The following is a 26,652-nucleotide window of genomic DNA, read 5'->3' as shown; positions in this document are numbered from 1 at the left end:
CATACCCTCAGTCATTCACCTTAATCGAGTCCGTGCAGCAAACTGAACTCTTGTTTTGTCAGCGGTGTGAACCGGTTGTTTCGAAGCTGGCTGATGGCATACAGGGCACGACCCGTACGGCCATTACCGTCGCCTAGACCGTGGAAACCTACGACGGTCGCCAGCAACTGTTTGTCGAAATGCTCATGACTGGAATTCAGTGTTTTCAGATGTTGTTCCATCGCGGCGAATCCACTGATGTTGCTGGCGTATTTCTTGTCATTGACGCCCACGCGCACGACGTCCGAGGTGGCTGGCGCGATACGGGCATGCAGCTGTTTGATCACGGTCGGATCAGTCAGTGTTTTTTGATTGCCGGCGTACTCGCGCAGTACCGAAACGATGCTGTCGAGGTCGTTGCCAGGGGAGGTAGAACCATTGACGATCCAGGCGCCGGCCCTTTGCGAGTTATCGGTAAAGCCCATTGGATTGAAGGCTGACTCTGGCATGACCTGATTAAACGGTGTCTTGCCCAGGTCTTGCTGTAATACGTTTTGTTGGTAATTCTTCATGTAGGTGACGTTTTTCGTTTCGACCTGGGCAAAGGTTGCCAGCGTATCGGCGTAACTTTGGACAGCGGATGCGGAGCGGGCGCTGGTGTAGCTGTATTGAGCTTTTTCCAGGACGGCCTTGAAAAGATCATCAACAGCCGTTCGGCCGATCAATGCCTGCAGATCTTGTGTTTGCCTGAGTCCGGTCGCCGATTCAACAAGCGCATTGTTGAACAGATGCTCCAGTTCGGACGGCAGAGCGCCATCTGGCAGTCGACTGTGCTTGTTGCCCAGGCGGGTCACAATCTGTTCAACGGTTTGAATGCCGTCGTCCTTGAACAGCGCACGACCATGGGCAACCGTGTCCAGCGACATTCGAATCCGTGGGGCCGCGCCGGAATGGTTGATGGCCTTGATCAAGTCGTAGCCGTTTGCACCGGACATAAAACGCAATTGCTGTCTGGCCAGGTGAGAAGCGGAGCGGGCGTGGCCGCTCAACTTCATTACACCTCGAGCCAGCAGCTTGCCGCCACCGGTGAGTAACTTTGCAGGATCGTCGATGGGAGTGAAGAGGCTGATGACGGTACTGCCAACCACTTTGGAAGTGGAAAGCAGTTTCGAGACCAGGGTTGTGGCCTTCGCGCTGATAGCGGCCACTTTAATGCCGATGACGGCAACGGAAACAGCGAGGGCCGCGGCATCCATGATACAGCCGAAAATGGCGCGGTTTTGTCGGGCAGGAACCCCCGAGGAAAGCTCCTCGACGCACTCCTTGAACGGAATGATCAGGTTCAGAATGAACGTGTATATAGCTTCGGTCTTTTCAATCGCTTTTTCACGTTTGGTCTGATCGAAGCCCAGTTGCATCAGTTCATCTTCAGTGAAATAAGGATTCTCTTTTGCAATAAGATTGCTGATTGCTTCTTTTCGCGTCGAACGAAAGTAGGGGTTCGGTGTGGTGGTGTCTGCACTTGCTGATGGGTTGAACTCACCGATCTTGTGGATGAAAAAAGCGGATTTTGAATAGCTGCGGGGGGCCGTGTTCGCTCGATAAGCCTGTATATCCAGACGGCCTTCCAAATGTTGTTGGTGGTCCACAAATGTTGCGCCGGCTATGGGCCCGTTGGCCATTACCAGAGGACGAAACACTTCGCTGAGTTCTTCGCTGAATACACATTCCGTCCTCATCGGGAACAGTTGATAACAACGAAGCTCCGAATGGAGCACCGCACAGATGAGAACGCCGTAACGAGCGGTCTTTCCGGGGGTGGGCGTTGCCGGTCTTACGACGCCCGGCCAGCCGGGAATATAAGGAGCTCGGGTGGTTGTGTACTCCTGAACACAATAGATACCCAGGTGGCCGTCCTCAATGAACGACCTGTCCGTCAGGCTTAGTTGCGAAAATGTAACATTGATAATGGCCGACAACGCTTCGGTCATTGAGTTGTAATGATTGTGGATCGCTTGCTGAAATAAATCTGCAACGGGGTACATGTCAGCCAGATCAGGGAAGGACTGGTAAATGCTGGTCCCTTTGGCTCGATCCCAATCCTGGGTGTGAAGCTCGTCGCCCAGGTAAAGATCGACAACCGATACCCGCCTTCCTGCGCCGCCGCCCGTTCCGCGATGTTTGACCAACAGTTCCTCGGGGTCACAATCCGGCACCTGGGATTTCAGTTCTTTAAGCGCGAGCGCCTTGCGATGGGGCAGCGGTTTGCCCAGATCAATCAAGGCGCTCGTCATCATGTCCGCATGTTGCTTGTACTCATCCATCGCCACCGTAACGGCTTGCTGATTGAGGTTGCCCTCTGAATTCCGGGAGATCAGGTCGTTCATCAGCGCCCAGGTGATCACCGGGTCAGCCGAGTGTGCGGTAAACACTGCTTTGAGCTCGGGTGTCAATTGCGATGCGCGGGCGAACCCCAGCAGGTGTTGGTAGGCCATGTTCCGGGAAACACCGGGGGTGATCGCTTCGGCAAAGTGTACGGCCTGGGTGAAGACGACCCATGCCGGTGTGCCGATACGCAGATTGGACGGCAGTTCATCGGCAAGATACTCCGGCGCCATGCCACCCAAGACCAGTTCCGCGACGAGCGGGGCAACCATGGCGTCGAGCTTGAGTTGGCTGACCAGATGCTGTTCAAGTTGCGTGCGGACCGCTGAGGGGGGAAGCAGCAAATAACGCTTCGAGTAGAGGTCAAAACCTGCAAACGAGGTATTGGCGCTGTCCAGTTCCGGATCAAGGTCAAGCAGCATCACCGCAATCATCAGCTGTTCGATGAACTGCTCGGTGGGCTTGGGGCCGTTTTCATCAGCGAACCAGCCTAATGCCGTCATGAACGCATGCCCATTATTCGCGCTCGACACTGCAATATCGATCAGCCGTGCCAGACGGTAACCTTGGCTGGTGGGCAGTTTGTCGGCGGAAAAGCTTTCAAGTTTCAGCGCATGGCCATAAATCGAAACCAAAGGAAGTTCGCCTCCGGTTTCTTCCTCGATCACATCGCGAATGAGGGCGCGATTTTTCTCCGTGAGTTCGAACGGTGAGTCTTTGGGAGGGCTCAGCAACTCCCAGTAGTTCCCATAGGGGGACGGTGCTGGAAGTGTGGTGACATTCAGTAAATCAATTAACTCTTTTGCACTTTCCACGCTGGCCGGAAGTGGCATGCCGTGAAAACGCAACCACTGGCTTATTGTGATTTTTTCGGTGGACGTCACCCATCCGCCGGTCAGCTTGGCACTGTCTGAAAGGAGGCCTAGCTGTTCATCGATATCGGCAACGCCGGTGTAGTGATGGGCGATGTCGTTACGCTCGGAGAAGAAACCAACGGTGACCAGCTCGCCGTTGACTTCACGGGTACTGATATTGTCATAGGCGTAAAAGAGTTGGCCGTGTTCATTGACATGAAAGATGTTTGTTTGGGGGATGCCTTGTTCGCCGCCGATTTTTTTGAAGTCGGGTTGCCGGGTGAGCCTCGCCAGGCAGGTAGTAGCTGGACGATGTAACTGGGAGAAGTCGGAATTCGGGTCACAGGTAACGGATACACGATCCCACGACCATCCAACGGTTGCCATGACGTCTTCATCGCTGAGGAAGTTGGCGATGGCTTCAATGACTGATTGTTTCTCGCGTTGGTTGCTGGAATGAAGTACGTGGTTATTCGACGTGTTCAAGTAAGAAGCTCCATCTTCTGATATTGGGTTGTCGCGTGGGAAGGGAGCTTAAATAATAGTTTTGAGTGTTGTCATGTTAGTTATATGACTTTGTATGACTTTTGTCGGTATGGCTCGTGGGTTGATATTAACTAATCTGTTTTTAACAGGGGCGTTTGTCGGCGTATTAACTTACCCGCGATATTGCCCCGGTGTCGCCGCCAGATGTTGCTTGAACGCCCGCTGAAAATGCGCCTGATCGGCAAACCCGGCTTCCAGTGCTACATCGGCGATCAGCCTGCCGCTGCGCAGTCGATCCCGGGCGAACTGGATGCGCCGGTTGACCAGAAATGCATGGGGCGTCATGCCGTAATGCTGTTTGAACGCGCGGATAAGGTAGGACGGCGACAGTTGCGCCGCTTCGCAAATGTCTTCGAGCTTGAGCTGATGCGTGCAGTTATCGCGGATGTAGTCGGCGGCCCGTTCCAGCTTGAAGTTAGGCTCGCGCAACGGTTGATCTACAGGGTTGAGCCGCTGTTGCACCTCGGTGAAAAACTCCACCGCCGCGCTGTGCTTGCGCAGCACGTCTTGCTGCTGATCGATCAACACCTCGTATACGTTCTTCAGGCCGGCAAACAGCTCGACATCGCGATTGTGGGTGATGGAAAACCGGCGAAACGCCGAATCCTGGCTGAAGCCGAGCTGATGCTGCAAGTCGGTCAGCCAAGGCGTCTCGACGTACAGCATCAGGTACGACCAGGGCTGGTCGTCGATCGGATTGCAGGCATGCACATCGCCGGGGTTCATCAACACCACGGTGCCGGAGCTGACCTGAAACTCCGATTGCTCATGGATGTAGGTGCTGCGCCCGGCGGTGATTGCACCGATGGAAAAGTGTTCGTGGGAATGCCGTGCGTAGCAGACCTCGCGGCCGTCGGCGATGGAGCGGGCTTCGATGAAGGGCAGGGCGTCGTCGCGCCAGAAACGCGGGGCTTTGTCTGCATCTTTGGCGACGGTGTGCTTCATCTCGATGTCCTCGGCGGGCCAGTGCCTGAGTGTATTAGCTCTGGCCGGCAAAGGCTCGTTCCAGTTCGGCTATGTCGAGCTTTTTCATTTGCAGCATCGCTTGCATCGCGCGCTGGGACTTGTGCGTATCGGGGTCTTGCATCATGTGCATCAGCGCGATCGGCACGATCTGCCATGACACGCCGAATTTATCCTTGAGCCAGCCACATTGCTGCGCCTGCACAGGCCCGCCGGCGGACAGGTTGCCCCAGAAGTGGTCGACTTCCTCCTGATTCTGACAATTGACCTGGAACGACACCGCTTCGTTGAAGGTGAACACTGGCCCGCCATTGAGACCGGTGAAGGTCTGGCCATCGAGCTCGAAGCTGACCGTCATCACCGAACCTTCCGGGCGGCCGTGGATTTCCTGACCGGCTTTGCCGTAATGGGTGATGGCGGTGATTTTCGAGTGATCGAAGATCGAGCAATAAAATTTCGCCGCCGTTTCGGCCTGATCGTCAAACCACAGGCAGGGCGTGATTTTTGGAAAGCGTTGCATGGCGGTTGTCCTCGGCAGGTTAAACACACTGGATTATCAGATTAGCCAGTCCGCAGTAGACGGGTGGCGCCGTAGATCGACAAGTCCGTAGCAGCTGCCGAGCTGCTACGGGACGGGAGCGACCGGTGGTCGATGAACATGGCTTGTGGGTGAAATTGCGCTTAGCTGTAGGGATGACCCAAGGCGCCGCGTAGGTATTTCGCTGCCACAGCGGCGCCCCTTCAGAACACCGTGAGTCTGAGGAAATCAGCCATGCTGACCCTGAATATCAATGGCAAGGACCAGGAACTGGATGTCCCCGCGGACATGCCGTTGCTCTGGGTTCTGCGCGATGTCGCGCACCTGACGGGCACCAAATTCGGTTGCGGCATGGCCCAGTGTGGCGCCTGCACCGTACACGTCGACGGCGCGCCGCTGCGCTCTTGCATCACGCCCGCTACGGCGGTGGCCCACGGGCAGAAAATTCTCACCATCGAAGGCCTGTCCAGCGACGGCTCGCACCCGGTGCAACAGGCCTGGGCCGAACTCGATGTGGTTCAGTGCGGTTATTGCCAGTCCGGGCAGATCATGTCGGCGGCCGCGTTGCTGGCGAAGATCCCCAAGCCTACCGACAGCGACATCGACCAGGCGTTGTCCGGCAACATTTGCCGCTGCGGCACCTACCCAAGAATCCGCGCCGCGGTCAAACGCGCCGCCGAGATCGGGTGAGGCGACGTTGAAGCCACGTTGAAGGGAGTCTGAGCAATGAACAGCATCAACCCTGTCTCGCGTCGCGGTTTTCTCAAGGGCAGTGCCGTGTTGGGTGGCGGTCTGGTGGTGGCGTTTGTCATTCCTGGCGGCCATCGCTTCGCCTTCGGTGCCGAGAATCAAGGAGAGGTGTTCGCGCCCAATGCCTTTTTACGCATCGGCAACGACAACAGCGTCACTGTGCTGCTCGGCCATTCGGAAATGGGCCAGGGCATCTGGACCGGCCTGACTATGTTGATCGCCGAAGAACTGGACGCCGACTGGTCGAAAATACGCGTCGAACACGCGCCAGCCTCGGCCGCCGAGTATGGCCTGCCGGCGTTTGGCGGGATGCAAATCACCGGCGGTTCGACCTCGACCTGGATGGAGTTCGATCGCTATCGTCAGGCCGGCGCAGCGGCGCGCTTGATGCTGATCGACGCTGCGGCCAAGCGATTCGACATGGCGCCTTCGCAGATCCACACCGAATCGGGCGTGGTCATTGCCGGCGACAAACGCGTCACTTACGGCGAACTGGCGGATGACGCCGGCAAGTTGCCGGTGCCGGATCCAGCCTCGATCAAGTTCAAGGAAGCCAAGGACTGGAAGGTCATCGGCAAACCCACCAAGCGCCTCGATACCCCGGAGAAAATCACCGGGCAGGCCAAGTTCGGCATGGACGTGCAATTCGACGGGCTCATGACTGCGGTGGTCGCTCGGCCGCCAGTGTTCGGTGGCAGCGTCAAATCCTTCGAAGGCGCCGAGGCGCTGGCGGTGCCTGGCGTGCACAAAGTGGTGCAGGTGCCCACGGGGGTCGCGGTGATTGCCGATCATTATTGGGCGGCGAAGCTGGGGCGCGATGCGCTGAAGGTTGTATGGGAACCGGGGCCGAACGCCGGGCTCGACAGCCAGCAACTGCTGGAAAGCTTCCGTAAACTCGCCGCCACCCCCGGCACCTCGGTCAGCCAGGCCGGGGACGCGACGGTGATGTTGGGCAGGGCGGCGAAGACTATCGAGGCCGAATACAGCGTGCCGTACCTGGCCCACGCGCCGATGGAACCCCTCAATTGCACGGTGAAAATCACCAAGGACACATGCGAAATCTGGACCGGCACGCAGTTCCAGACCCTGGATCAGATGATCGCGGGGAAGATCACCGGGCTCAAGCCCGAACAGGTCGAGATCCACACCCAATTCCTCGGTGGCGGCTTCGGGCGTCGGGCCAACCCGACCTCGGATTTTGTCAGCGAGGCGGTGTACGTCGCCAAAGCGGCGGGCGAACCGGTGAAAACCGTCTGGTCCCGAGAGGATGACATTCGCGGCGGTTACTATCGCTCGGCATTCCTGCATCAGGCACGCATCGGGCTGGACGCCGACGGTATGCCGATCGCCTGGAAGCATGTGCTGGTCGGGCAGTCGATCATGGCCGGCACGTCGTTCGAGGCGACCATGGTCAAGGACGGTGTCGACAAAACCTCCGTCGAAGGTGTGTCCGACAGTCCTTATTTAGAGGGGCTGGCCAATCACCTGATCGACCTGCATTCCCCGCAAACCGGCATCAGCGTGCTGTGGTTGCGGTCGGTGGGGCATACCCATACGGCATTCGTCATGGAGTCGTTGATCGATGAGCTGGCAGAGGCGGCCGGCAAGGATCCGGTGGAATACCGACGAACCTTGCTCAAGGCGCATCCACGGCATCTGGGGGTGCTGAATCTGGCGGTGGAGAAAGCCGACTGGAAAGCCCCATTGCCGGACGGCCACGCATTGGGCGTGGCGGTGCATGAGTCTTTCGGTAGCTACGTCGCCCATGTGGCGGAGGTGTCGCAGGACAACCTGGCGATTCGCGTACACCGGGTGGTGTGTGCGGTGGATTGCGGCATTGCGGTCAACCCGCAGAGCATCGCCGCGCAGATGGAGTCAGGCATCACCTTCGGTCTCGGATTTACCTTGCACAGCAAACTGACGTTCAAGAACGGCCAGGTGCAGCAATCCAATTTTCACGACTATCAGGTGTTGCGCCTGAACGAAATGCCCGTGGTCGAAGTGCATATCGTCCCCAGCACCGACAAACCCGGCGGCATCGGCGAGGTTGGTGTACCGCCCGTGGCGCCGGCCGTGGCGAACGCGGTGTTTGCCCTGACCGGGCAGCGTCTGCGGGAACTGCCGCTGCAATTGTCGGGGGTGTGACATGAAACGACATCTGTTGCTGGGCGCGGTGGTGCTGATCGGGCTGACTGGCTATGCCTCGGACCTGTTCGCTGATGATAAAGAGGCGCTGAAGGCGTTTGACACGGTACAGAAGGTGTTCCAGAGCCCGCGCTGTCAGAACTGTCATATCCCCGGCGATTCGCCTTTACAGTTCGACGCCGGCAATCCTCACGCGATGAGGGTGGTTCGCGGGATGGATGGCAAAGGGGCGGCCGGTCTGCCGTGTGCCAGTTGCCATGCCGACAGCAATCCGCCCGCCAGTTATGGGCCTCACACACCGCCTGGAGCGCCGCATTGGAGCCTGCCGCCAGCCGCGCACAAAATGGCCTGGATCGGCCTGCCGCCCGACAGGTTGTGCGCAATGATCAAGGATCGTTCCAGTAATGGCGATCGTGATTTTGCGGCACTGATCAAACATGTCAGCGAGGACAAACTGGTGCTCTGGGGCTGGCATCCAGGTGAGGGACGGACGCCGGTGCCGGTGCCCCACGACATTTTCGTCACCCAGTTCAAACTCTGGGCGGACGCTGGAGGGCCGTGTCCGGTGGCGGGTAGCTGACCAGCGGCGCGTTTATAGGGAGTCAAACCGGGTGTGAACGACTCTAACGTTTATATCCATCAAGGGAGTGAGTAATGCTAACCCCAGACAAACCGCTCAAACCCGGCGTGGGCACGCCGAACGTCCTCGACGGCGCCGTGCAGGACCGCGATGTACTGCGCGACCTGGCGCGCAAGGCCGAGCAAGAACTGATGGGCGTGCAGATGGCGAGCATGGATGAGTTGACGCTGCTGTCCAATCGTCATGGCTTCGAGGCTCTGGCCCAATTGGCGCTGGAGGCCTGTCGGCAGTTGGGCCAACCTGCGACCTTGTTGTTTTTCGACCTTGACGACTTCAAGCGCATCAACCGGTTGTATGGGCGTGCCGAGGGCGACAACGCCCTGAAAACCTTTGCCGACGTGCTGCGCATCGCTTTTCGTGAAAGCGATGTGATCGGTCGGCTGGGCAGCGATGAGTTTGCCGCCTTATTGACCGGCGCCAACACGGTGGAGATTGCCGCAATCAGGGCGCGCCTTGAAGAAATACTCGATGAGCGTAATGCCACGGTGCATCGTGGCTATGACATTCGCTTCAGTGTCGGGCAGATCGAGTTTGATGCTCAGCTAACCCAAACGGCGCAAGACCTGCTGGCTCTGGTCGATAAGGCGTTGCGTGCCCGACAGTTCGATGCTCGTCATTCTTGAATGGCGCCTTGCAAAACCGCTGCAACGTGCTCGGCCGTTCGTAACAGCCGACCATCCTCTCTGAACCTTCCGATCATCTGTAGCCCGACAGGCAACATGGCTTGGCCGGGCCTCAGCGGGATGTTCAGTTGCGGCCAGCCAAACGCCCCCCAGAACTTGATGAAATCCGACGGTCCGGTGCTTTCCAGGCCGACCGGCGCGACCATCCCGCAAGAGGCGCCGAGCATGGCGTCGAAGGGGCGGCAAAGCTCGCTCAAGCGTGGGGCAAGATCAGCCAGGCGCGCCTTGGCAGCGGATTCCTGTTGCCAGGTTGTGGTTGCCGCCCGCTCGAACATGGCCAGGGTCGAAGGGCTCAATTGTGTTCGGTGTTGTTGAAACTCCTTTGCCAGCGAGCGGGCACCTTCGCAATCGTTAATCAACTGATGATCGTCGAATACACCGGCAAACTCATCCGGCAGCCGTACATCGCTCACGTGATGGCCGGCGCTGCGCAACTGATCCACCGCCTGTTCCAGGGCAAGGACCACGTCGGGGTCCACTTGATCCCAGCGCGACGTGCGGCAGAACCCCAATTGCAGTGTACGCCGCTCGATGTCAGGCACCACGAACTCGGGAATCAACACGCGCGCTACCAGGTGCAGGTCGCGCACTGACTGGCCATACCAACCCACGGTGTCGAAGCTCGGCGCCAACGGTTTTACCCCTTCCAGCGACACCAGCCCCAGCGACGGTTTGAAGGCGAAGAGGCCGCAGTAAGACGCCGGCTTGAGCAACGAGCCAGCGGTCTGGGTGCCCAGCGCCAGGGCAAAGAACCCTGCAGCCATCCCGGCCGCCGAGCCAGCGCTGGAGCTGCCCGGCGTTCGCGTAAGGTCATGGGGATTGCGGGTTGGACCGGTGTGCATGTACGCAAACTCGGTGGTATGGGTCTTGCCCATGATCAGCGCCCCGGCCTGGCGCAGTAGCGTCACGACGTGGGCGTCCCGGGAGGGTTGATGGTCGGTATAAATGGGCGAATAGAACTGCGTGGGGTAGGCCGCGGTGTCGAAAATGTCCTTGATGCCCACGGGGACGCCGGCCAGCAGGCCACGGCCGTTGTGCTGCGCCGCATCGGCGCGGACCTGCAGGGCGTCGAACGAGACAAAAGCCTGGATATCCGGCTCTTGAGCCTGAATGCGCTGAAGAAATGTTTCGGCGATGATGGCGGCGGTAGTTTCACCATTGACCACCGCTTCACTGAGGGTGGTGGCGTCAAGGGGCGAGCGGATCATTTGGCGAACAACTGATTGATATTTTTGAACGCCTTGAACTCCAGAGCATTGCCGCAGGGATCGAAAAGAAACATCGTGGCTTGTTCGCCCACCAATCCCTGAAACCGGATGCCCGGCTCGATCACGAAGTGTGTACCCAGGGCTTTCAGGCGTTCGGCTAGCGCCTCCCATTCTTCCATCGGCAATACCACGCCGAAATGCGGTACCGGTACGTCGTGGCCATCCACGGCGTTGGTATGGGCGGCTTCCTGAGAAGCGTTTTTCGGGGCCAGATGAATCACCAGTTGATGGCCGAAAAAGTTGAAATCGACCCAGTGATCGCTGGAGCGACCTTCTTCCAGGCCGAACACCTCGCCATAGAAACGCCGGGTAGCGTCCAGATCGTAAACCGGGATGGCCAAATGAAAAGGGGACAGTTGCATCGGATGTGCCTCGATGGGTTGAGCGTTGAGGCTGAGTTTAGTCCTGTGCTTTTTGATTAAAAGACGATAGTTTTTGCAGCGAGCTCAAATTATTTCGATCAATTGGGGAGCCGTATGCTGCGGGAACTGAAAACCTTCATTGCCGTGACGCGCCATGGCACGTTCGCAGCGGCAGGCATGCACATCGGCCTGACTCAGTCGGCGGTCAGCGCGCAGATCCGCAATCTGGAGCAGGCGTTGGGCATACGTCTGTTCGATCGCACCGGGCGTCAGGCACTCCTCAATGCCGCAGGGCAACGAGCGTTGCCGATGGCTCAGGAAATGCTCGAGATCTTCAGTCGCATGGCCGTCAGTGATGACATCAGCGAGTTTCGTGGCGAATTGAAGATCGGCGCGGTGGCCACTGTCCAGACCGGTTTGTTGCCACAGGCGTTGTTGCGACTCAGGCAACAGGCGCCATTGCTGGAGGCGAAACTGGTGCCGGGGGTATCCCTGAACTTGCTGAGCCAGGTGGACACTGGCGAAGTGGACCTGGCGATTCTGATCAAGCCGCCGTTTGAATTACCCAAGGAATTATCGGTGCAAGTCATTCGCCGGGAGCCGTTTGTGCTGATCGTGCCGGCCGACCTTGAGGGGGATGACCCGCTGCAGTTACTCGCCAGCCATCCCCATGTACGCTACGACCGCAATTCATTCGGTGGGCGATTGGTGACGCGTTTTTTGCGCGAGCAGCAGATTGATGTGCAAGTAGCGCTGGAGCTCGACGAGCTGGAAGCGATCGTGAAGATGGTTGAATGTGGACTCGGCGTTTCACTGCTGCCCGAGGCGGGGCTGTGGCTTGAGCATGGGGCGAAGGTCCGGATCATCCAGTTGGGTAAGTTGACGTTTTATCGCGATATCGTCCTTTTACAGCGCTACAGCCAGCGCACACAGCCGATCCAGCAGCTATTCGCCAACTGCCTCACACAAATTGCTGGCTAAAGCAGATGTAGCAGGTATGTGCTGTAAAGAATGTATTTTGGCTCTTGACGACACTAAAACTGTTATTTCTGGCAGTGATGCTTTTTTCAGTTTTCGCACTATCGTGGCCCTATCAAACGGACTCGGCCGTCTGTAGGAATGGTTTGTGGCATTCCTCGGATTGCATGAAACCAACAATTCAGGAGGATGACCGCATGACAGCACAAGCCAGCATGGAGCAAACACCAGGTGATCTGGATTTGGGATTTGCTGAAGTAGGCATGATCAATATTCCGCAAGATTCGTCTCAATGTGTCGTTGAAACAACTGCAGAAAAACTTCTTTACGCGGCTCAAAAAGGCAATTCCCAATGGGTGTATCGTGCCGCGTCTGGTGGCACTCCCGATCGTGATTTCACAACGTTTGAGTGGAGCTTCGCCAAAGGCCAGTTCGAAAAGCCTACACGCTTACTGGCTCGAGAAGACGGCAAATTCCTGTTGATTGGTTACACAGGTAGTGACCCCTTTATCAGGCAGGCTGCGATTACGCAATTCAATGAAGAAGGAAGTCCTAATTTAGTCTTTGGTACAAGAATTTTCCCTTTGCCCGTTGATCCTGTCCCTCCGGGGCAGGGTTTGCAGACCGACGAACCCACGGGATGTCTCACGGCTGACAACCATGTTTTAGTGGGTGCAAGTTACCAATTGTCTGACAACGATGGCATCACCATCGATTCGGCAGGTCGCGTATACAGCCTTGATGATCAAGGTAATCCCGATGCCGGTTTTAACGAATCAGGAATGATCGAAGTCAGGTTTAAAGGTCCGATAACGAAGATCCTTAGCCTCTCCGTCTTGCCAGATGGGCGTATTGTTGTGTTTGGGATCGTTGATCGCCCGTCTCAAGAACAATCAAACTCAAGGGCAGCCCTGGCTTGCTATAACCGGGACGGCACGTTGCACAAGGCCTTCGGCATTGACGGTTTTTGGGAAAATGATGATTACACCAATTTTGGCGCGATGGTGCTGGACGGCGACAAGATAGTCATTGCCGCTGTCACGTCGATCAACGACGATGGTAAACGTTATATTTCCGTGCAACGCCTACTGGGTAATGCCACCGCGGATCCGTCCTTTAACGGTGGAAATACCCAAGTGGTTGATCTGGATACCAGCTTTTTAAATATCCCCTCCATCGCCGTACAACCGAATAGAAAAATCGTGGTTGGAGGGAGTGAGGATTTTCCTGCGCAGAAGCTTTACTGGCTACGCATCACAGAAGGCGGTGTGCTCGACGTTTCTTTTGGTCGCTCTGGGGTGGTTCGGGAGCAAACAGGTCGCGTGAACGACATTATTGTCCAACGCACCGGAAATCGAATCATCATTGCGGCTGATCTGAACTCAGGTGAACGTCCAGGTCCGAAAGTCCTGGGTATCCAGAGCTGACGGTAACCGCTGCTATTTCAGGCATAAAAAAACCCGCCAGAAATGGCGGGTTTTTTAACGGCTAACCGAAGATCACTCTTCGATGTTGCCCATGGCGGTGGTGTTGAAGCCGCCGTCTACGTACATGATTTCGCCGCTGATGCCGGACGCCAGGTCCGAGCACAGGAAAGCGCCGGCGTTGCCGACTTCTTCGATGGTGACGTTACGACGCAGCGGGGTTTGCGCTTCGTTGGCGGCCAGCATTTTGCGGAAGTTCTTGATGCCGGAAGCGGCGAGGGTGCGGATCGGGCCAGCCGATACGCAGTTGACGCGGGTGCCGTCCGGGCCCAGGGAGCCGGCCAGGTAACGTACGCCAGCTTCCAGGGAAGCCTTGGCCATGCCCATTACGTTGTAGTTCGGCATGGTGCGCTCGGCGCCCAGGTACGACAGGGTCAGCAGGCTGCCATTGCGGCCTTTCATCATTTCGCGACCAGCCTTGGCCAGGGCCACGAAGCTGTAGGCGCTGATGTCGTGAGCGATGCGGAAACCTTCACGGGTGGTGGCTTCGGTGAAGTCGCCGTCCAGTTGGTCGCCCGGGGCGAAGCCGACGGAGTGCACGATGCAGTCCAGGCCGTCCCACTTCTTGCTCAACTCTTCGAAGACCTTGGCGATTTCGGCATCGCTGGCCACGTCGCACGGGAAGCACAGCTCAGGGCTCGAACCCCAGCCTTGTGCGAACTCTTCGACACGACCCTTGAGTTTGTCGTTCTGATAAGTGAAGGCAAGCTCAGCGCCCTCGCGATGCATGGCGGCAGCGATGCCGGATGCGATGGACAGCTTGCTGGCGACACCGACGATCAGTACGCGCTTACCGGCGAGAAAACCCATGTGTTGCTCCTCTCTTTCAGGTTTATTGCGCAGTGGCTGGTGCCAGAAAAGCGGCTTCCAGCAACTGCTGTGTATACGGATGTTGGGGGGCGGCAAAGATACTTTGCGCGTCTCCCTGTTCGACCACTTGGCCATGCTTGACCACCATCAGCTGGTGGCTCAGCGCTTTGACGACAGCCAGGTCATGGCTGATAAACAAATACGTCAGGTTGTACTTGGTTTGCAGTGAACGTAGCAGCTCCACCACTTGGCGTTGCACGGTGCGGTCGAGGGCCGAAGTCGGCTCGTCCAGCAGAATCAACGCCGGTTTTAGCACTAAAGCCCGGGCAATGGCGATTCTCTGCCGCTGCCCACCGGAAAATTCATGGGGGTAGCGGTGCCGGGTTTCCGGATCCAGGCCTACCTCCTTGAGTGCCGCAATAATCGCTTGTTCCTGCTCGGCCTCGGTGCCCATCTTGTGGATCCGCAGGCCTTCGCCGACGATCTGGCTCACGCACATCCGTGGGCTCAGGCTGCCGAAAGGGTCCTGGAACACCACCTGCATTTCCCGCCGCAGCGGCCGAACCTGTTGCTGCGTCAGGCAGTCTAGCTGCTTGCCTTCAAAACGGATTGCGCCTTTGCTGCCGATCAGCCGCAAAATCGCCAAACCGAGCGTCGACTTGCCGGAACCGCTTTCTCCCACAATCCCCAGGGTCTGTCCCTGGGGCAGGCTGAAATTGATGCCGTCCACCGCCTTGATGTGGTCGACGGTCTTTTTCAGAAAGCCTTTCTTGATCGGGAACCAGACTTTCAGATCCTCGACTTGCAGCAATGGCGGGCCAATTACATTGGTCGCAGGCTTGCCGCTGGGCTCCGCTGCCAGCAGTTCCCGGGTGTACGGATGCTGCGGCGCGCGGAACAATTCTTCGCACGATGCCTGTTCGACGATGCAACCGCGCTGCATGACACATACGCGATGCGCAATTCTTCGTACAAGGTTCAAATCGTGACTGATCAGTAACAACGCCATGCCCAGGCGGGCCTGCAATTCCTTGAGCAATTCGAGGATTTTCAGCTGAACAGTCACGTCCAGCGCGGTGGTCGGTTCGTCGGCGATCAGCAGTTCCGGCTCGTTGGCCAGGGCCATGGCGATCATGACCCGTTGGCGCTGGCCACCGGACAATTCGTGGGGCAGGGCCTTGAGACGCTTCTCGGGTTCCGGGATGCCGACCATCTCCAGCAGCTCCAGCGTGCGCCTGGTCGCGACTTTGCCGGTCAGGCCCTTGTGGATGCCCAATACCTCGTTGATCTGCTTCTCGATCGAATGCAGGGGATTGAGCGAGGTCATCGGCTCTTGAAAGATCATCGCGATCCGGTTGCCGCGGATGTGGCGGATGGTTTTCTCTTTCAGCTCCAACAAGTTCCGGTCGGAATAGGTGATGGTGCCGGACGGATGCCGGGCCAGCGGATAGGGCAGCAGCCGCAGGATCGAGTGGGCGGTCACCGATTTGCCGGAGCCGCTTTCACCCACCAGCGCCAGGGTTTCGCCGCGCTTGATGTCGAAGCTGACGCCTTCGACCACCCGCTGAACGTGCTCGCCAACGACAAATTCGACGGCCAGGTCGCGCACTTCGATCAGATTGTCCTGATTCATTTCACTTCCTCGGGTCGAAGGCATCGCGAGCGGACTCGCCGATGAATACCAGCAAACTCAACATCAACGCCAGCACCGCAAACGCACTCATGCCGAGCCACGGCGCTTGCAGGTTGGATTTGCCCTGGGCCACCAACTCACCCAGCGACGGGGCGCCCGGCGGCAAACCGAAGCCGAGGAAGTCGAGGGCGGTCAGCGTGCCGATGGCGCCGGTCAGGATGAACGGCATGAAGGTCATGGTCGAGACCATGGCGTTGGGCAAAATGTGGCGGAACATGATCGCACCATTCTGCATGCCCAGCGCCCGGGCCGCGCGCACGTATTCCAGATTCCGCCCGCGCAGGAACTCGGCGCGCACCACATCCACCAGGCTCATCCACGAGAACAGCAGCATGATCCCCAGCAGCCACCAGAAGTTCGGCTGCACGAAACTGGCAAGGATGATCAGCAGGTACAGCACCGGCAGCCCGGACCAGATCTCCAGGAAACGCTGCCCGGCCAGGTCGACCCAGCCGCCATAAAAGCCCTGCAAGGCGCCGGCGATCACGCCGATGATCGAGCTGAGAATGGTCAGCGTCAAAGCGAACAGCACCGAAATCCGGAAACCGTAAATCACCCGGGCCAACACATCACGGCCCTGATCGTCGGTGCCCAGCAGGTTATCGGCGGACGGCGGCGCGGGGGCCGGGACTTTCAGGTCGTAGTTGATGCTCTGGTAGCTGTAGGGGATTGGCGCCCACACCACCCAGGCGTCCTTGGCCTTGAGCAGTTCGCGGATGTACGGGCTCTTGTAGTTGGCTTCCAGCGGGAATTCGCCGCCGAACGCGGTTTCCGGATAGCGCTTGAGCGCCGGGAAGTACCAGGCGTTGTCGTAATGCACCACCAGTGGTTTGTCGTTGGCGATCAGCTCGGCGCCGAGGCTTGCGCCGAACAGAATCAGAAACAGCCACAACGACCACCAGCCACGCTTGTTGGCCTTGAACAGCTCGAAACGTCGGCGATTGAGAGGGGACAGGTTCATCTCAATGCTCCCGGCTTTCGAAGTCGATGCGCGGATCGACAAGGGTGTACGTGAGGTCGCCGATCAGCTTCAGCACCAGCCCCAGCAGCGTGAAGATGAACAGCGTGCCGAAGACGATCGGGTAGTCGCGGTTGATCGCTGCTTCGAAACTCATCAGGCCGAGGCCGTCGAGGGAGAAGATCACTTCCACCAGCAATGAGCCGGTGAAGAAGATCCCGATGAGCGCTGAAGGGAAACCGGCGATCACCAACAGCATCGCGTTGCGAAACACATGGCCGTAGAGCACGCGGTGACGGGTCAGGCCCTTGGCTTTGGCGGTGACCACGTATTGCTTGTTGATTTCGTCGAGGAAGCTGTTTTTGGTCAGCAGGGTCATGGTCGCGAAGTGGCCGATCACCAGTGCAGTGACCGGCAGAGCCAGGTGCCAGAAATAATCGAGGATCTTGCCGCCGGTGCTGAGCTCATCAAAGTTGTTCGAGGTCAGGCCCCGTAGCGGGAACCAGTCGAAATAGCTGCCGCCGGCGAACACCACAATCAGCAGGATGGCGAACAGGAACGCCGGGATCGCGTAACCGACGATGATCGCCGAACTGGTCCACACATCGAAGTGACTGCCGTGTCGCGTCGCCTTGGCGATCCCCAACGGGATCGACACCAGGTACATGATCAGCGTGCTCCACAGCCCGAGGGAGATCGACACCGGCATCTTTTCCTTGATCAGGTCGATGACCTTGGCGTCGCGGAAGAAGCTGTCGCCGAAATCCAGGGTGGCGTAGTTCTTGATCATGATCCACAAGCGTTCCGGCGCCGATTTGTCGAAGCCGTACATGTGCTCGATTTCCTTGACCAGCGCCGGGTCCAGGCCTTGCGCCCCACGATAGGCCGAGCCGGCTACCGACACTTCGGCTCCGCCGCCGGCAATGCGGCTGGTGGCGCCTTCGAAGCCTTCGAGTTTGGCGATCATCTGTTCCACCGGCCCACCGGGGGCGGCCTGGATGATCACGAAGTTGATCAGCAGAATGCCAAACAGGGTCGGGATGATCAGCAGCAGTCGCCGAAAAATATACGCCAGCATCTGATTACTCCGTGCCCGCAGGGTCGGCTTGCAGTTTGGTTTCGACTTCTATCGCAGGTGTCGCGTCGGGCTTGACCCACCAGGTATTGATGCCGATGTCATATTTGGGCGAAACCTTCGGGTGGCCGATGTGGTTCCAGTACGCCACGCGCCAGGTCTTGATGTGCCAGTTGGGGATCACGTAATAGCCCCATTGCAGCACCCGGTCCAGCGCCCGGGCGTGGGCCACCAGGCTTTTGCGCGAATCGGCGTTGATCAGTTGCTCGACCAATTGGTCCACCACCGGGTCTTTAAGGCCCATGGAATTGCGGCTGCCGGGTTTGTCGGCGGCGGCGGTCATCCAGAACTCGCGCTGTTCGTTACCCGGCGAGTTGGATTGCGGGAAGCTGCCGACGATCATGTCGAAGTCCCGGGAGCGAACGCGGTTGATGTATTGCGAGACGTCGACCCGACGGATCACCAGGTCGATGCCCAGGTCGCTGAGGTTGCGCTTGAACGGCAGCAGCACCCGCTCGAACTCGGTCTGGGCCAGCAGGAACTCGATGGTCACCGGTTTGCCGGTGGCGTCGACCATCTTGTCGTCGACGATCCGCCAGCCGGCCTCTTGCAGCAGTTGATAGGCTTTGCGCTGCTGGGTGCGGATCATGCCGCTGGCGTCGGTCAGCGGGTTCTGGAACGCCTCGCTGAACACCTGCTCGGGAATCTTGCCGCGGAACGGGTCGAGAATCGCCAGTTGATCGGCGTCCGGCAGGCCGGTGGCGGCCATTTCCGAGTTTTCGAAGTAACTGCGGGTACGCACGTAGGCACCGTTGAACAGTTGCTTGTTAGTCCACTCGAAGTCCAGCAACAGGGTCAGCGCCTGGCGCACGCGCACATCCTGGAACACCGGACGACGCAGGTTGAACACGAAGCCTTGCATGCCGGTGGGGTTGCCGTTGGGGATTTCTTCCTTGATCAGCCGCCCTTCGGTCACCGCCGGAATGTTGTAGGCCTTGGCCCAGTTTTTCGCGGATATTTCCAGCCAGTAGTCGAACTGACCGGCCTTGAGTGCTTCCAGTGCAACGGTGTTGTCGCGGTAATAGTCAGTGGTCATCACGTCGAAGTTGTAGAACCCGCGATTGACCGGCAGGTCCTTGCCCCAGTAATCCTTGACCCGTTCATATCGCACGGAGCGCCCGGCTTTCACTTCGGTGACTTTGTACGGGCCGCTGCCCAGCGGTAGTTCCAGGTTGCCCTTATTGAAGTCACGGGTGGCCCACCAATGTTTGGGCAGCACCGGCAACTGGCAGAGGATCATTGGCAATTCGCGGTTGTTGTTGTGCTTGAACTTGAACAGCACTTTGAGCGGGTCTTCGGCGATCGCTTCCTCCACGTCGCTGTAATAGCCGTGGTAGAGCGGGGCACCTTCCTTGATCAGGGTCTGGAAGCTGAACACCACGTCTTCGGCGCGCACAGGGTGGCCGTCGTGGAAACGTGCTTCGGGGCGCAGATAGAAGCGCACCCAGGTGTTGTCCGGGGCTTTTTCGATTTTGCCTGCGATCAAGCCATATTGAGTGAACGGCTCATCGAGACCCTGTTTGGCCAGGGTGTCGTAGATCATGCTGATGTCGTCGGCCGGCACGCCTTTGCTGATGAACGGATTGAGGCTGTCGAAGCCACCGAACCCGGCCTGACGGAAGATTCCGCCCTTCGGCGCGTCGGGGTTTACGTAATCGAAGTGCTTGAAGTCGGCCGGGTATTTCGGCGGCTCGTTGTACAGGGTCAAGGCGTGTTGCGGGGCGGCGCAGGCCAGCCCGGCGAACAACAGACCGCTGGCCTGCAAGAGCAGGGCGCGTAAGGGAGTCATTGATCTTTCTCCGAAGATTTCAGCCACCACGCGCTCAGGCCCAGGGTATAGGGCGGCGTGGTGACGAAGGCGAACCGGTTGCGGTAGGCCAAACGGTGATAATTGAGGTACCAGTTGGGAATGATGTAGTGCTGCCATAGCAGCACCCGGTCGAGCGCCTTGCCGGCGGCGACTTGTTCATCCCGGGTCTGGGCGCCGAGCAGTTGTTCGAGCAAATGGTCGACCACCGGGTCGGCGATGCCTGCGTAGTTCTTGCTGCCCTTGATCCCGACCTGGCTGGAGTGGAAGTACTGCCATTGCTCCAGGCCCGGGCTGAGGGTCTGGTTGAGGGTCATCAGGATCATGTCGAAATCGAATTGATCGAGGCGCTGTTTGTACTGGGCGCGATCGACCGTGCGCAGCCGTGCGTCGATACCGATGCTGGCGAGGTTCTCGACGTAAGGCTGAAGGATCCGCTCCAGGTTCGGGTTGACCAGCAGGATCTCGAAGCGTAGCGGTTGGCCGATGCTGTTCTGCAGCCGCTGGCCATTGAGCTTCCAGCCGGCTTCGGCGAGCAGGCCCAAGGCCTTGCGCATGGTTTCGCGCGGAATGCCGCGGCCTTCAGTCTGCGGCAGGCTGAACGGCTCGGTGAGCAGCTTGGCGGGCAACTGATCGCGATAGGGCTTGAGCAACAGCCACTCGTGGCCGACCGGCAGTCCCGTGGCAGAGAACTCGCTGTTGGGGTAGTAACTCATGGCGCGTGTGTAGGCGCCACTGAACAGCGTGCGGTTGGTCCACTCGAAATCGAACATCAGCCCCAGCGCTTCACGGACCTTGATCTGGGCGAAGGTCGACCGCCGAGTGTTCATGAACAGGCCCTGGCTCTGGGTCGGGATCTGGTGCGGGATCTGCGCCTTGATCACCTCGCCACGGCGCACGGCCGGGAAGTCGTAGCCGTTGTCCCAGTTTTTCGCCTGATGCTCGATGTAGATGTCGAACTCGCCGGCCTTGAACGCTTCGAAGGCCACGTCGCTGTCACGGTAGAACTCGACTTCCATGCGATCGACGTTGTATTTGCCGCGATTGACTGGCAGGTCCTTGCCCCAGTAATCCTTGACCCGTTCGAAGACGATCTGCCGCCCAGGGGTTACCGAAGTGATGCGATAGGGCCCGCTGCCCAATGGCGGCTCGAAGGTGGTGGCCTTGAAGTCGCGATCTTTCCAGTAATGCTGGGGCAACACCGGCAACTCGCCCAGGCGCAGGATCAGCAACGGATTGCCGGAGCGCTTGAAGACGAAGCGAATGCGCCGCGGGTTGAGGATGTCGACCCGCGACACTTCCTGGAGGTTGGTGCGGTATTGCGGATGACCTTCCTTGAGCAGCAGACGATAAGAAAACGCGACATCGTAAGCGGTGATCGGCGTGCCATCGTGGAAGCGCGCTTCGGGGCGCAGGTTGAACACCACCCAACTGCGGTCCTCGCTGTATTCCACCGATTGGGCGATCAGGCCATAACTGGACGTTGGCTCATCGCCCGACGGCGCGTACTGACCGGTGCCGACCATCAGTGGTTCGTTGAGTTCGTTGATGCCGTATTGCAGGAAGTTGGCCGTGGAAACCGGGCTCGAACCTTTGAAGGTGTAAGGGTTGAGCGTATCGAAGGTGCCAAACGCCATCACCCGCAACGTACCGCCCTTGGGCGCTTGCGGGTTGACCCAGTCGAAGTGGGTAAATCTGGCCGGGTACTTGAGCGTGCCGAACTGCGCATAACCGTGGCTTTCGCTGATCGTCGCGCTTGCGGGGGAGCTCAAGGCCAGGCTGATCAGGAGCAGGAGGAGGGGACGCTTCAAGTCAGAGATCCGATCCAGGCGGCTTGGGCTTTGTGGGCCGTACAGTAACAGCTTGTATCGACAGGAAAAAGACGGGGCTTAATGTGCGATTAATTGTTAGGGGATTGGCCTGCAAGCGCGATACCTGCGGCGAGGGGGCTTGCCCCCGTTCGGCTGCGAAGCAGTCGTGAAACCGGTGCGCGCTGTCTGTCAGAAGAAACCCGTTGCAGGTTGAGGGGGCTGCTTCGCATCCCAACGGGGGCAAGCCCCCTCGCCACAGCAAGCCCCCTCGCCACAAAAGCCCCTGGGCAGGGCGTGCTGTTTAATGCGGGGAAGAAACCGTCAGCATCTGACCCGGTTTCAGCGCCTGGCCTACCCGAGGGTTCCAGCGCTTGAGGTGTTGCATTTCGACATTGAAACGTTTGGCAACCATGTACAACGAGTCGCCTTGCTGGACCTTGTACTGGGTCTGCGGCTTCTGTTTGTCCGACTTGCCGCTGGTTTTGCTGTTCGCCGCCACGACAGTGTTGATGCGACCGCTGCTGCGCTTGGTGGTGTCCTGCATCACAAGGGTCTGGCCGACCTTGAGGTTCTTGCCGTTCAGCTTGTTCCAGCGTTGCAGGTCCTTGACGTCGACCTTGTTGGCCCTGGCAATGGAGGCCAGATTTTCTCCGCGCTTGACCCGGTAGGCGCGCTTGATGCTGGCGATTTCGCTGTCGTCGGCACCTTCGAACACCGGCTTGAGCGGCCGCTGGCTGATCAGCTCTTCAGGACGCATGGTCGACAGGCTGGCAGTCAGCAGTTGCGCCTTGGACGTCGGCACCAGCAGATGCTGGGGGCCGTCGATGGTAGTGCGTTGCTTGAAGGCCGGGTTGAGCTGGAACAGTTCGTCTTCGTCGATGTTGGCCACCGCGGCAACCTTGGACAGGTCCATGCGCTGGTTGATTTCGACGACCTGGAAGTACGGTTCGTTGGCGATCGACTTGAGGTTCACGCCATAGGCATCGGGCGCCAACACCACTTGCGACAGCGCCAGCAGCTTCGGCACATAGGCCTGGGTTTCCGCTGGCAGCGGCAGGTTCCAATAATCGGTTGGAAGACCGAGCTTCTCGTTGCGCTCGATGGCCCGGCTGACCGTGCCTTCGCCGGCGTTGTAGGCCGCCAGGGCCAGTAGCCAGTCACCGTTGAACATGTCGTGCAGGCGGGTCAGGTAATCCATGGCCGCGGTGGTCGAGGCGGTGATATCGCGACGGCCATCATAGAAACGGGTTTGACGCAGGTTGAAGTAACGCCCGGTGGAAGGAATGAATTGCCAAAGACCCACCGCGTCGGCCCGGGAATAGGCCATCGGGTTGTAGGCGCTTTCAATGACTGGCAACAGCGCCAGTTCCAGCGGCATGTTGCGTTCTTCAAGGCGTTCGACGATGTAGTGAATGTAGAGGCTGCCGCGTTCGCCGGCGTTTTCGAGGAAGGACGGGTTACTGGCGAACCACAGGCGCTGCTGCTCGATGCGCGGGTTGACGCCCAGGTTGTCCTGCAACTGGAAGCCCTGGCGCATGCGCTCCCAGACGTCCTGGGGAACTTGCGGTGTTGGTTTTTCGCTGAGCCAGATTGGTTTTTGCTTGGCTCGCGCGGCGATATTCGGTGTGTGTGTCGCGTCAGTCTGCGGCACATGGCTTGAACAGCCCGCCAAAGTGGCGGACACAGCCACCGCGATGGCTTGAGCCAAGCGGGTCAATGCGTCTGAATTGGTGGCTTTACGAATAGGTGACGACATTGGCTGGAAGTAAGTTCCGGGCGAAAATGTCGGGCGATTCTAGAAAGCACACCCCCTGCGGTCAACCATTCAGAATTTTTGTACCATTGCGCAGGCAGCTTAGAACGTATCTTTCCAAGCCCGCAATGCAGCAAAGACCGCACTCGGCGCCCGGTTTTCGGTTCCATTCCGTTCGTCCACTTTTTCTTTAACGGATGTTTCGCCGGTACGCAAAAACGGATTGGTGAGCTTTTCCAGCGCCAGGGTCGAAGGCAGCGTCATGATTCCGGCTTCCCGTTGACGGGTGACTTTGGCCAGTCGTTCGAGGGTGTCGGGATTGCCCGGTTCGACCGCCACGGCAAACTTCAGATTGCTCAGGGTGTACTCGTGGGTGCAGTAGACCAGCGTGTCTTCGGGAAGCGCCGCGAGGCGGCTCAGCGAGTGATGCATTTGCTCGGGCGTGCCTTCGAACAAGCGTCCGCAACCGGCAGCGAACAGGGTGTCGCCGCAAAACAAATGACCACGGTGGTAATAGGCGATATGCCCCAGGGTATGGCCCGGTACTGTGATGACATCGAGGTCCCAGCCCAGCACGTTGATCCGGTCGCTGTCCTTGAGGGCCACGTCCCGTGCCGGGATGGTCTCGCTGGCCGGGCCATAGACGGTTGCGTCTGTCGCTTTTTTCAGCCGCTCGACGCCGCCGACATGGTCATGATGGTGATGAGTGATCAGAATATCGCTTAACACCCAACCCGGGTGCGCCGCGAGCCACGCCTCTACGGGCGCGGCATCGCCCGGATCGACTACGGCGCAGCGCTGGGTGCTGTGGTCTTGTAACAACCAGATGTAGTTGTCGGTGAAGGCGGGCAGGGCACTGATCTGTATCATCGTCGGATTCGCCAAGCGGAAAACATTGGCGCATCTTAGAGCTTCCTGGCGCGTTGGAGAATGCAATGACCGATAAAGCGTTCGCTCAGGCTGATCCTGACTGGCTGGCATTGATCAGTGCGGCTCGTGACTGGCTGTCCGGTCCCATCGGGCAATTTTTGCTGGACGAAGAACGACGCATGCTCGAAGACGAGTTGGGGCGCTTCTTCGGCGGCTATCTGGTGCATTACGGTCCCTCGGCACAGACGCCACCGTCGGCGCCGCAGGTGCAGCGCAATGTGCGACTCGGCGCGCCGTTGCCGGGGGTCGAGATCGTCTGCGAAGAGCAGGCCTGGCCCTTGAGCGAGCATGCCGCCGATGTGGTGGTGTTGCAGCATGGGCTGGATTTCTGCCTGTCGCCCCACGGCTTGTTGCGCGAAGCGGCGAGCAGCGTGCGCCCCGGCGGGCATCTGCTGATTATCGGGATCAACCCCTGGAGCAGTTGGGGCCTGCGTCATGTGTTCGCCCATGACGCCTTGCGCAAGGCGCGCTGCATTTCGCCGTCGCGGGTCAGCGACTGGCTGAACCTGCTGGGCTTCGCGCTGGAGAAACGCCGCTTCGGGTGCTATCGTCCGCCGCTTGCGTCACCTGCCTGGCAAGCTCGTCTGGCCGGTTGGGAGCGCAAGGCCGGTGACTGGCAATTGTCGGGTGGCGGCTTCTATTTATTAGTCGCGCGCAAGATCGTGGTGGGGCTGCGGCCGGTGCGCCAGGTACGGCGCGAACCGATGGGCAAACTGATTCCGTTGCCGATGGCCAAGGTCAATCGTCGTCACATCGAACCGTAATACACTTTTTTATATTCCCGGCCGGGTATGCCCCGGCCTCGGGCATCGTCGGTCACCGATCGGCGAGCCAGCGCATTTTCTGGATAGATTGGCATGAGCGATAGCGTAGAACTCTTCACCGATGGCGCCTGCAAGGGCAATCCTGGCCCAGGCGGCTGGGGCGCGTTGCTGGTGTGCAAGGGCGTCGAAAAAGAACTCTGGGGCGGCGAAGCCAACACCACCAACAACCGCATGGAGCTGATGGGGGCGATCCGTGGCCTGGAAGAGCTCAAGCGTTCTTGCGACGTGCTGCTGGTGACCGACTCCCAGTACGTGATGAAAGGCATCAACGAGTGGATGGCCAACTGGAAGAAACGCGGCTGGAAAACCGCCGCGAAGGAACCAGTGAAAAACGCCGACCTGTGGAAACTGCTCGACGAGCAGGTCAACCGCCACAACGTCACCTGGAAATGGGTGCGCGGGCACATCGGCCATCATGGCAACGAACGGGCCGACCAACTGGCCAACCGTGGCGTGGATGAAGTGCGCGGGTACAAGCAGGCTTGATTCCGGCGTAACGCGGTCTATCTGAAAGACCCACGCGAGCGTGTTAACATCGCCGCTTTTGCACGATTGACCCGTTGAGAGCTGAGCACTGATGGCCACCAGATCCGTTGTACTCGATACCGAAACCACCGGCATGCCGGTGACCGACGGCCACCGGATTATCGAAATCGGTTGTGTCGAGTTGCTCGGTCGGCGCCTGACCGGCCGGCATTTTCACGTTTACCTGCAACCGGATCGCGAGAGTGATGAAGGCGCCATTGGCGTCCACGGCATCACTAACGAATTTCTGGTGGGCAAGCCGCGTTTCACTGAAGTGGCCGATGAATTTTTCGAGTTCATCAAGGGCGCACAGCTGATCATCCATAACGCGGCGTTCGACGTTGGCTTCATCAACAACGAATTTGCCTTGATGGGCCAGCACGATCGCGCGGACATCACACAGCACTGCACGATCCTCGACACCCTGATAATGGCCCGGGAACGTCACCCGGGGCAGCGCAACAGCCTCGACGCCTTGTGCAAACGCTATGGCGTCGACAACTCCGGCCGTGAACTGCACGGCGCCTTGCTCGACTCCGAGATTCTCGCCGACGTTTACCTGACCATGACCGGCGGCCAGACCAGCCTGTCGCTGGCCGGTAACGCGTCCGATGGCAACGGTTCGGGCGAAGGTGCCGATAATTCCGCCACGGAAATCCGTCGTCTGCCGGCCGATCGTCAGCCGACCCGGATCATCCGCGCCAGTGAAGAGGATCTGGCTCAGCACGTTGCGCGCCTGGAAGCCATTGCCAAATCCGCCGGCGCGCCGTCGCTGTGGCAGCAATTGGCCGAGGCCAAGGCTCAGGCGTAATTCATCGCGCGTTCCCTGTA

General features: G+C 58.9%; 22 protein-coding genes. 9 read left to right on the top strand and 13 right to left on the bottom strand.

Annotated features, from left to right (window positions below):
• Positions 1-20: 20 nt before the first annotated feature.
• From AC1RL4_RS26220 to AC1RL4_RS26210, 3 genes are all read right to left on the bottom strand, one after another.
• Positions 21-3,704 carry a hypothetical protein gene (locus AC1RL4_RS26220; protein ID WP_230172540.1) on the bottom strand — a complete coding sequence of 1,228 codons (3,684 nt, stop codon included), beginning with the start codon at positions 3,702-3,704 and terminating at the stop codon, positions 21-23.
• A gap of 171 nt (positions 3,705-3,875) precedes the next feature.
• A complete protein-coding gene (locus tag AC1RL4_RS26215; protein WP_028940447.1) occupies positions 3,876-4,709 on the bottom strand; it encodes an AraC family transcriptional regulator in 834 nt (277 codons plus the stop codon).
• Positions 4,710-4,743: 34 nt separating this feature from the next.
• A complete protein-coding gene (locus AC1RL4_RS26210; protein ID WP_018929635.1) occupies positions 4,744-5,247 on the bottom strand; it encodes a VOC family protein in 504 nt (167 codons plus the stop codon).
• 252 nt (positions 5,248-5,499) lie between these two features.
• Between AC1RL4_RS26210 and AC1RL4_RS26205 the strand changes: the two genes are divergently transcribed.
• From AC1RL4_RS26205 to AC1RL4_RS26190, 4 genes are all read left to right on the top strand, one after another.
• Positions 5,500-5,955, top strand: coding sequence for a (2Fe-2S)-binding protein (locus tag AC1RL4_RS26205; protein WP_007937751.1), 456 nt, complete (start codon positions 5,500-5,502; stop codon positions 5,953-5,955).
• 36 nt (positions 5,956-5,991) lie between these two features.
• The gene (locus AC1RL4_RS26200; protein WP_230172541.1) at positions 5,992-8,160 is read left to right on the top strand and encodes a xanthine dehydrogenase family protein molybdopterin-binding subunit; all 2,169 of its coding nucleotides are present in this window, start codon (positions 5,992-5,994) and stop codon (positions 8,158-8,160) included.
• A 1-nt stretch (position 8,161) separates the two neighbouring features.
• The gene (locus AC1RL4_RS26195; RefSeq protein WP_018929632.1) at positions 8,162-8,740 is read left to right on the top strand and encodes a hypothetical protein; all 579 of its coding nucleotides are present in this window, start codon (positions 8,162-8,164) and stop codon (positions 8,738-8,740) included.
• A gap of 74 nt (positions 8,741-8,814) precedes the next feature.
• The gene (locus AC1RL4_RS26190; protein WP_204123768.1) at positions 8,815-9,423 is read left to right on the top strand and encodes a GGDEF domain-containing protein; all 609 of its coding nucleotides are present in this window, start codon (positions 8,815-8,817) and stop codon (positions 9,421-9,423) included.
• Here AC1RL4_RS26190 and AC1RL4_RS26185 read toward each other — a convergent pair.
• Positions 9,414-10,691, bottom strand: coding sequence for an amidase (locus tag AC1RL4_RS26185; protein WP_230172542.1), 1,278 nt, complete (start codon positions 10,689-10,691; stop codon positions 9,414-9,416). The two genes, AC1RL4_RS26190 and AC1RL4_RS26185, sit on opposite strands and share 10 nt — an antisense overlap.
• Positions 10,688-11,113 (bottom strand): VOC family protein, encoded by a 426-nt coding sequence (locus AC1RL4_RS26180; RefSeq protein ID WP_019579332.1) that lies wholly within the window; start codon positions 11,111-11,113, stop codon positions 10,688-10,690. Before AC1RL4_RS26180 ends, AC1RL4_RS26185 begins: the two co-directional genes overlap by 4 nt.
• 114 nt (positions 11,114-11,227) lie before the next feature.
• On the opposite strand from AC1RL4_RS26180, the gene AC1RL4_RS26175 reads away from it, so the two are divergent.
• Together AC1RL4_RS26175 and AC1RL4_RS26170 are read left to right on the top strand one after the other, a co-directional pair.
• The gene (locus tag AC1RL4_RS26175; RefSeq protein ID WP_204123766.1) at positions 11,228-12,094 is read left to right on the top strand and encodes a LysR family transcriptional regulator; all 867 of its coding nucleotides are present in this window, start codon (positions 11,228-11,230) and stop codon (positions 12,092-12,094) included.
• A gap of 194 nt (positions 12,095-12,288) precedes the next feature.
• Positions 12,289-13,518 carry an NHL repeat-containing protein gene (locus AC1RL4_RS26170; protein ID WP_230172543.1) on the top strand — a complete coding sequence of 410 codons (1,230 nt, stop codon included), beginning with the start codon at positions 12,289-12,291 and terminating at the stop codon, positions 13,516-13,518.
• A gap of 72 nt (positions 13,519-13,590) precedes the next feature.
• On the opposite strand, the gene fabI is transcribed toward AC1RL4_RS26170, so the two are convergent.
• From fabI to gloB, 8 genes are all read right to left on the bottom strand, one after another.
• Positions 13,591-14,385, bottom strand: coding sequence for an enoyl-ACP reductase FabI (fabI, locus tag AC1RL4_RS26165; protein WP_007937760.1), 795 nt, complete (start codon positions 14,383-14,385; stop codon positions 13,591-13,593).
• A 22-nt stretch (positions 14,386-14,407) separates the two neighbouring features.
• Positions 14,408-16,018 carry an ABC transporter ATP-binding protein gene (locus tag AC1RL4_RS26160; protein ID WP_018929627.1) on the bottom strand — a complete coding sequence of 537 codons (1,611 nt, stop codon included), beginning with the start codon at positions 16,016-16,018 and terminating at the stop codon, positions 14,408-14,410.
• A 1-nt stretch (position 16,019) separates the two neighbouring features.
• A complete protein-coding gene (locus AC1RL4_RS26155) occupies positions 16,020-17,039 on the bottom strand; it encodes an ABC transporter permease (RefSeq protein WP_007906755.1) in 1,020 nt (339 codons plus the stop codon).
• Position 17,040: 1 nt separating this feature from the next.
• Positions 17,041-18,114 (bottom strand): microcin C ABC transporter permease YejB, encoded by a 1,074-nt coding sequence (locus AC1RL4_RS26150; RefSeq protein WP_018929626.1) that lies wholly within the window; start codon positions 18,112-18,114, stop codon positions 17,041-17,043.
• Between the two features lie 4 nt (positions 18,115-18,118).
• Positions 18,119-19,960: an extracellular solute-binding protein gene (locus AC1RL4_RS26145; protein WP_096480091.1), complete on the bottom strand. Its 1,842-nt coding sequence runs from the start codon at positions 19,958-19,960 to the stop codon at positions 18,119-18,121.
• Positions 19,957-21,789 carry an extracellular solute-binding protein gene (locus AC1RL4_RS26140; RefSeq protein ID WP_019579328.1) on the bottom strand — a complete coding sequence of 611 codons (1,833 nt, stop codon included), beginning with the start codon at positions 21,787-21,789 and terminating at the stop codon, positions 19,957-19,959. The genes AC1RL4_RS26145 and AC1RL4_RS26140 overlap by 4 nt, the downstream gene beginning before the upstream one ends.
• 301 nt (positions 21,790-22,090) lie before the next feature.
• Positions 22,091-23,545: a transglycosylase SLT domain-containing protein gene (locus tag AC1RL4_RS26135; RefSeq protein ID WP_096480093.1), complete on the bottom strand. Its 1,455-nt coding sequence runs from the start codon at positions 23,543-23,545 to the stop codon at positions 22,091-22,093.
• 99 nt (positions 23,546-23,644) lie between these two features.
• Positions 23,645-24,412, bottom strand: coding sequence for a hydroxyacylglutathione hydrolase (gene gloB / locus AC1RL4_RS26130; RefSeq protein ID WP_019579326.1), 768 nt, complete (start codon positions 24,410-24,412; stop codon positions 23,645-23,647).
• 65 nt (positions 24,413-24,477) lie between these two features.
• Between gloB and AC1RL4_RS26125 the strand changes: the two genes are divergently transcribed.
• The 3 genes from AC1RL4_RS26125 (at position 24,478) to dnaQ (ending at position 26,632) form a co-directional block, all read left to right on the top strand.
• Positions 24,478-25,236, top strand: coding sequence for a methyltransferase domain-containing protein (locus tag AC1RL4_RS26125; RefSeq protein WP_019579325.1), 759 nt, complete (start codon positions 24,478-24,480; stop codon positions 25,234-25,236).
• Positions 25,237-25,329: 93 nt separating this feature from the next.
• Positions 25,330-25,782, top strand: coding sequence for a ribonuclease HI (gene rnhA, locus AC1RL4_RS26120; RefSeq protein WP_003180633.1), 453 nt, complete (start codon positions 25,330-25,332; stop codon positions 25,780-25,782).
• A 91-nt stretch (positions 25,783-25,873) separates the two neighbouring features.
• Positions 25,874-26,632, top strand: coding sequence for a DNA polymerase III subunit epsilon (gene dnaQ, locus AC1RL4_RS26115; protein ID WP_019579324.1), 759 nt, complete (start codon positions 25,874-25,876; stop codon positions 26,630-26,632).
• Positions 26,633-26,652 lie beyond the last annotated feature (20 nt).

The organism is Pseudomonas sp. GW822-FHT07A10 (assembly GCF_058798795.1).
The sequence above is the reverse complement of the archived record's forward strand: the minus strand, read 5'-3'. Positions and strand labels throughout refer to the sequence as shown.

Bases quoted from the DNA above. Each gene is read 5' to 3' on its own strand.
- AC1RL4_RS26215 (WP_028940447.1), bottom strand. From the start codon at position 4,709: ATGAAGCACACCGTCGCCAAAGATGCAGACAAAGCCCCGCGTTTCTGG.
- AC1RL4_RS26210 (WP_018929635.1), bottom strand. From the start codon at position 5,247: ATGCAACGCTTTCCAAAAATCACGCCCTGCCTGTGGTTTGACGATCAG.
- AC1RL4_RS26205 (WP_007937751.1), top strand. From the start codon at position 5,500: ATGCTGACCCTGAATATCAATGGCAAGGACCAGGAACTGGATGTCCCC.
- AC1RL4_RS26200 (WP_230172541.1), top strand. From the start codon at position 5,992: ATGAACAGCATCAACCCTGTCTCGCGTCGCGGTTTTCTCAAGGGCAGT.
- AC1RL4_RS26195 (WP_018929632.1), top strand. From the start codon at position 8,162: ATGAAACGACATCTGTTGCTGGGCGCGGTGGTGCTGATCGGGCTGACT.
- AC1RL4_RS26190 (WP_204123768.1), top strand. From the start codon at position 8,815: ATGCTAACCCCAGACAAACCGCTCAAACCCGGCGTGGGCACGCCGAAC.
- AC1RL4_RS26185 (WP_230172542.1), bottom strand. From the start codon at position 10,691: ATGATCCGCTCGCCCCTTGACGCCACCACCCTCAGTGAAGCGGTGGTC.
- AC1RL4_RS26180 (WP_019579332.1), bottom strand. From the start codon at position 11,113: ATGCAACTGTCCCCTTTTCATTTGGCCATCCCGGTTTACGATCTGGAC.
- AC1RL4_RS26175 (WP_204123766.1), top strand. From the start codon at position 11,228: ATGCTGCGGGAACTGAAAACCTTCATTGCCGTGACGCGCCATGGCACG.
- AC1RL4_RS26170 (WP_230172543.1), top strand. From the start codon at position 12,289: ATGACAGCACAAGCCAGCATGGAGCAAACACCAGGTGATCTGGATTTG.
- fabI (WP_007937760.1), bottom strand. From the start codon at position 14,385: ATGGGTTTTCTCGCCGGTAAGCGCGTACTGATCGTCGGTGTCGCCAGC.
- AC1RL4_RS26160 (WP_018929627.1), bottom strand. From the start codon at position 16,018: ATGAATCAGGACAATCTGATCGAAGTGCGCGACCTGGCCGTCGAATTT.
- AC1RL4_RS26155 (WP_007906755.1), bottom strand. From the start codon at position 17,039: ATGAACCTGTCCCCTCTCAATCGCCGACGTTTCGAGCTGTTCAAGGCC.
- AC1RL4_RS26150 (WP_018929626.1), bottom strand. From the start codon at position 18,114: ATGCTGGCGTATATTTTTCGGCGACTGCTGCTGATCATCCCGACCCTG.
- AC1RL4_RS26145 (WP_096480091.1), bottom strand. From the start codon at position 19,960: ATGACTCCCTTACGCGCCCTGCTCTTGCAGGCCAGCGGTCTGTTGTTC.
- AC1RL4_RS26135 (WP_096480093.1), bottom strand. From the start codon at position 23,545: ATGTCGTCACCTATTCGTAAAGCCACCAATTCAGACGCATTGACCCGC.
- gloB (WP_019579326.1), bottom strand. From the start codon at position 24,412: ATGATACAGATCAGTGCCCTGCCCGCCTTCACCGACAACTACATCTGG.
- AC1RL4_RS26125 (WP_019579325.1), top strand. From the start codon at position 24,478: ATGACCGATAAAGCGTTCGCTCAGGCTGATCCTGACTGGCTGGCATTG.
- rnhA (WP_003180633.1), top strand. From the start codon at position 25,330: ATGAGCGATAGCGTAGAACTCTTCACCGATGGCGCCTGCAAGGGCAAT.
- dnaQ (WP_019579324.1), top strand. From the start codon at position 25,874: ATGGCCACCAGATCCGTTGTACTCGATACCGAAACCACCGGCATGCCG.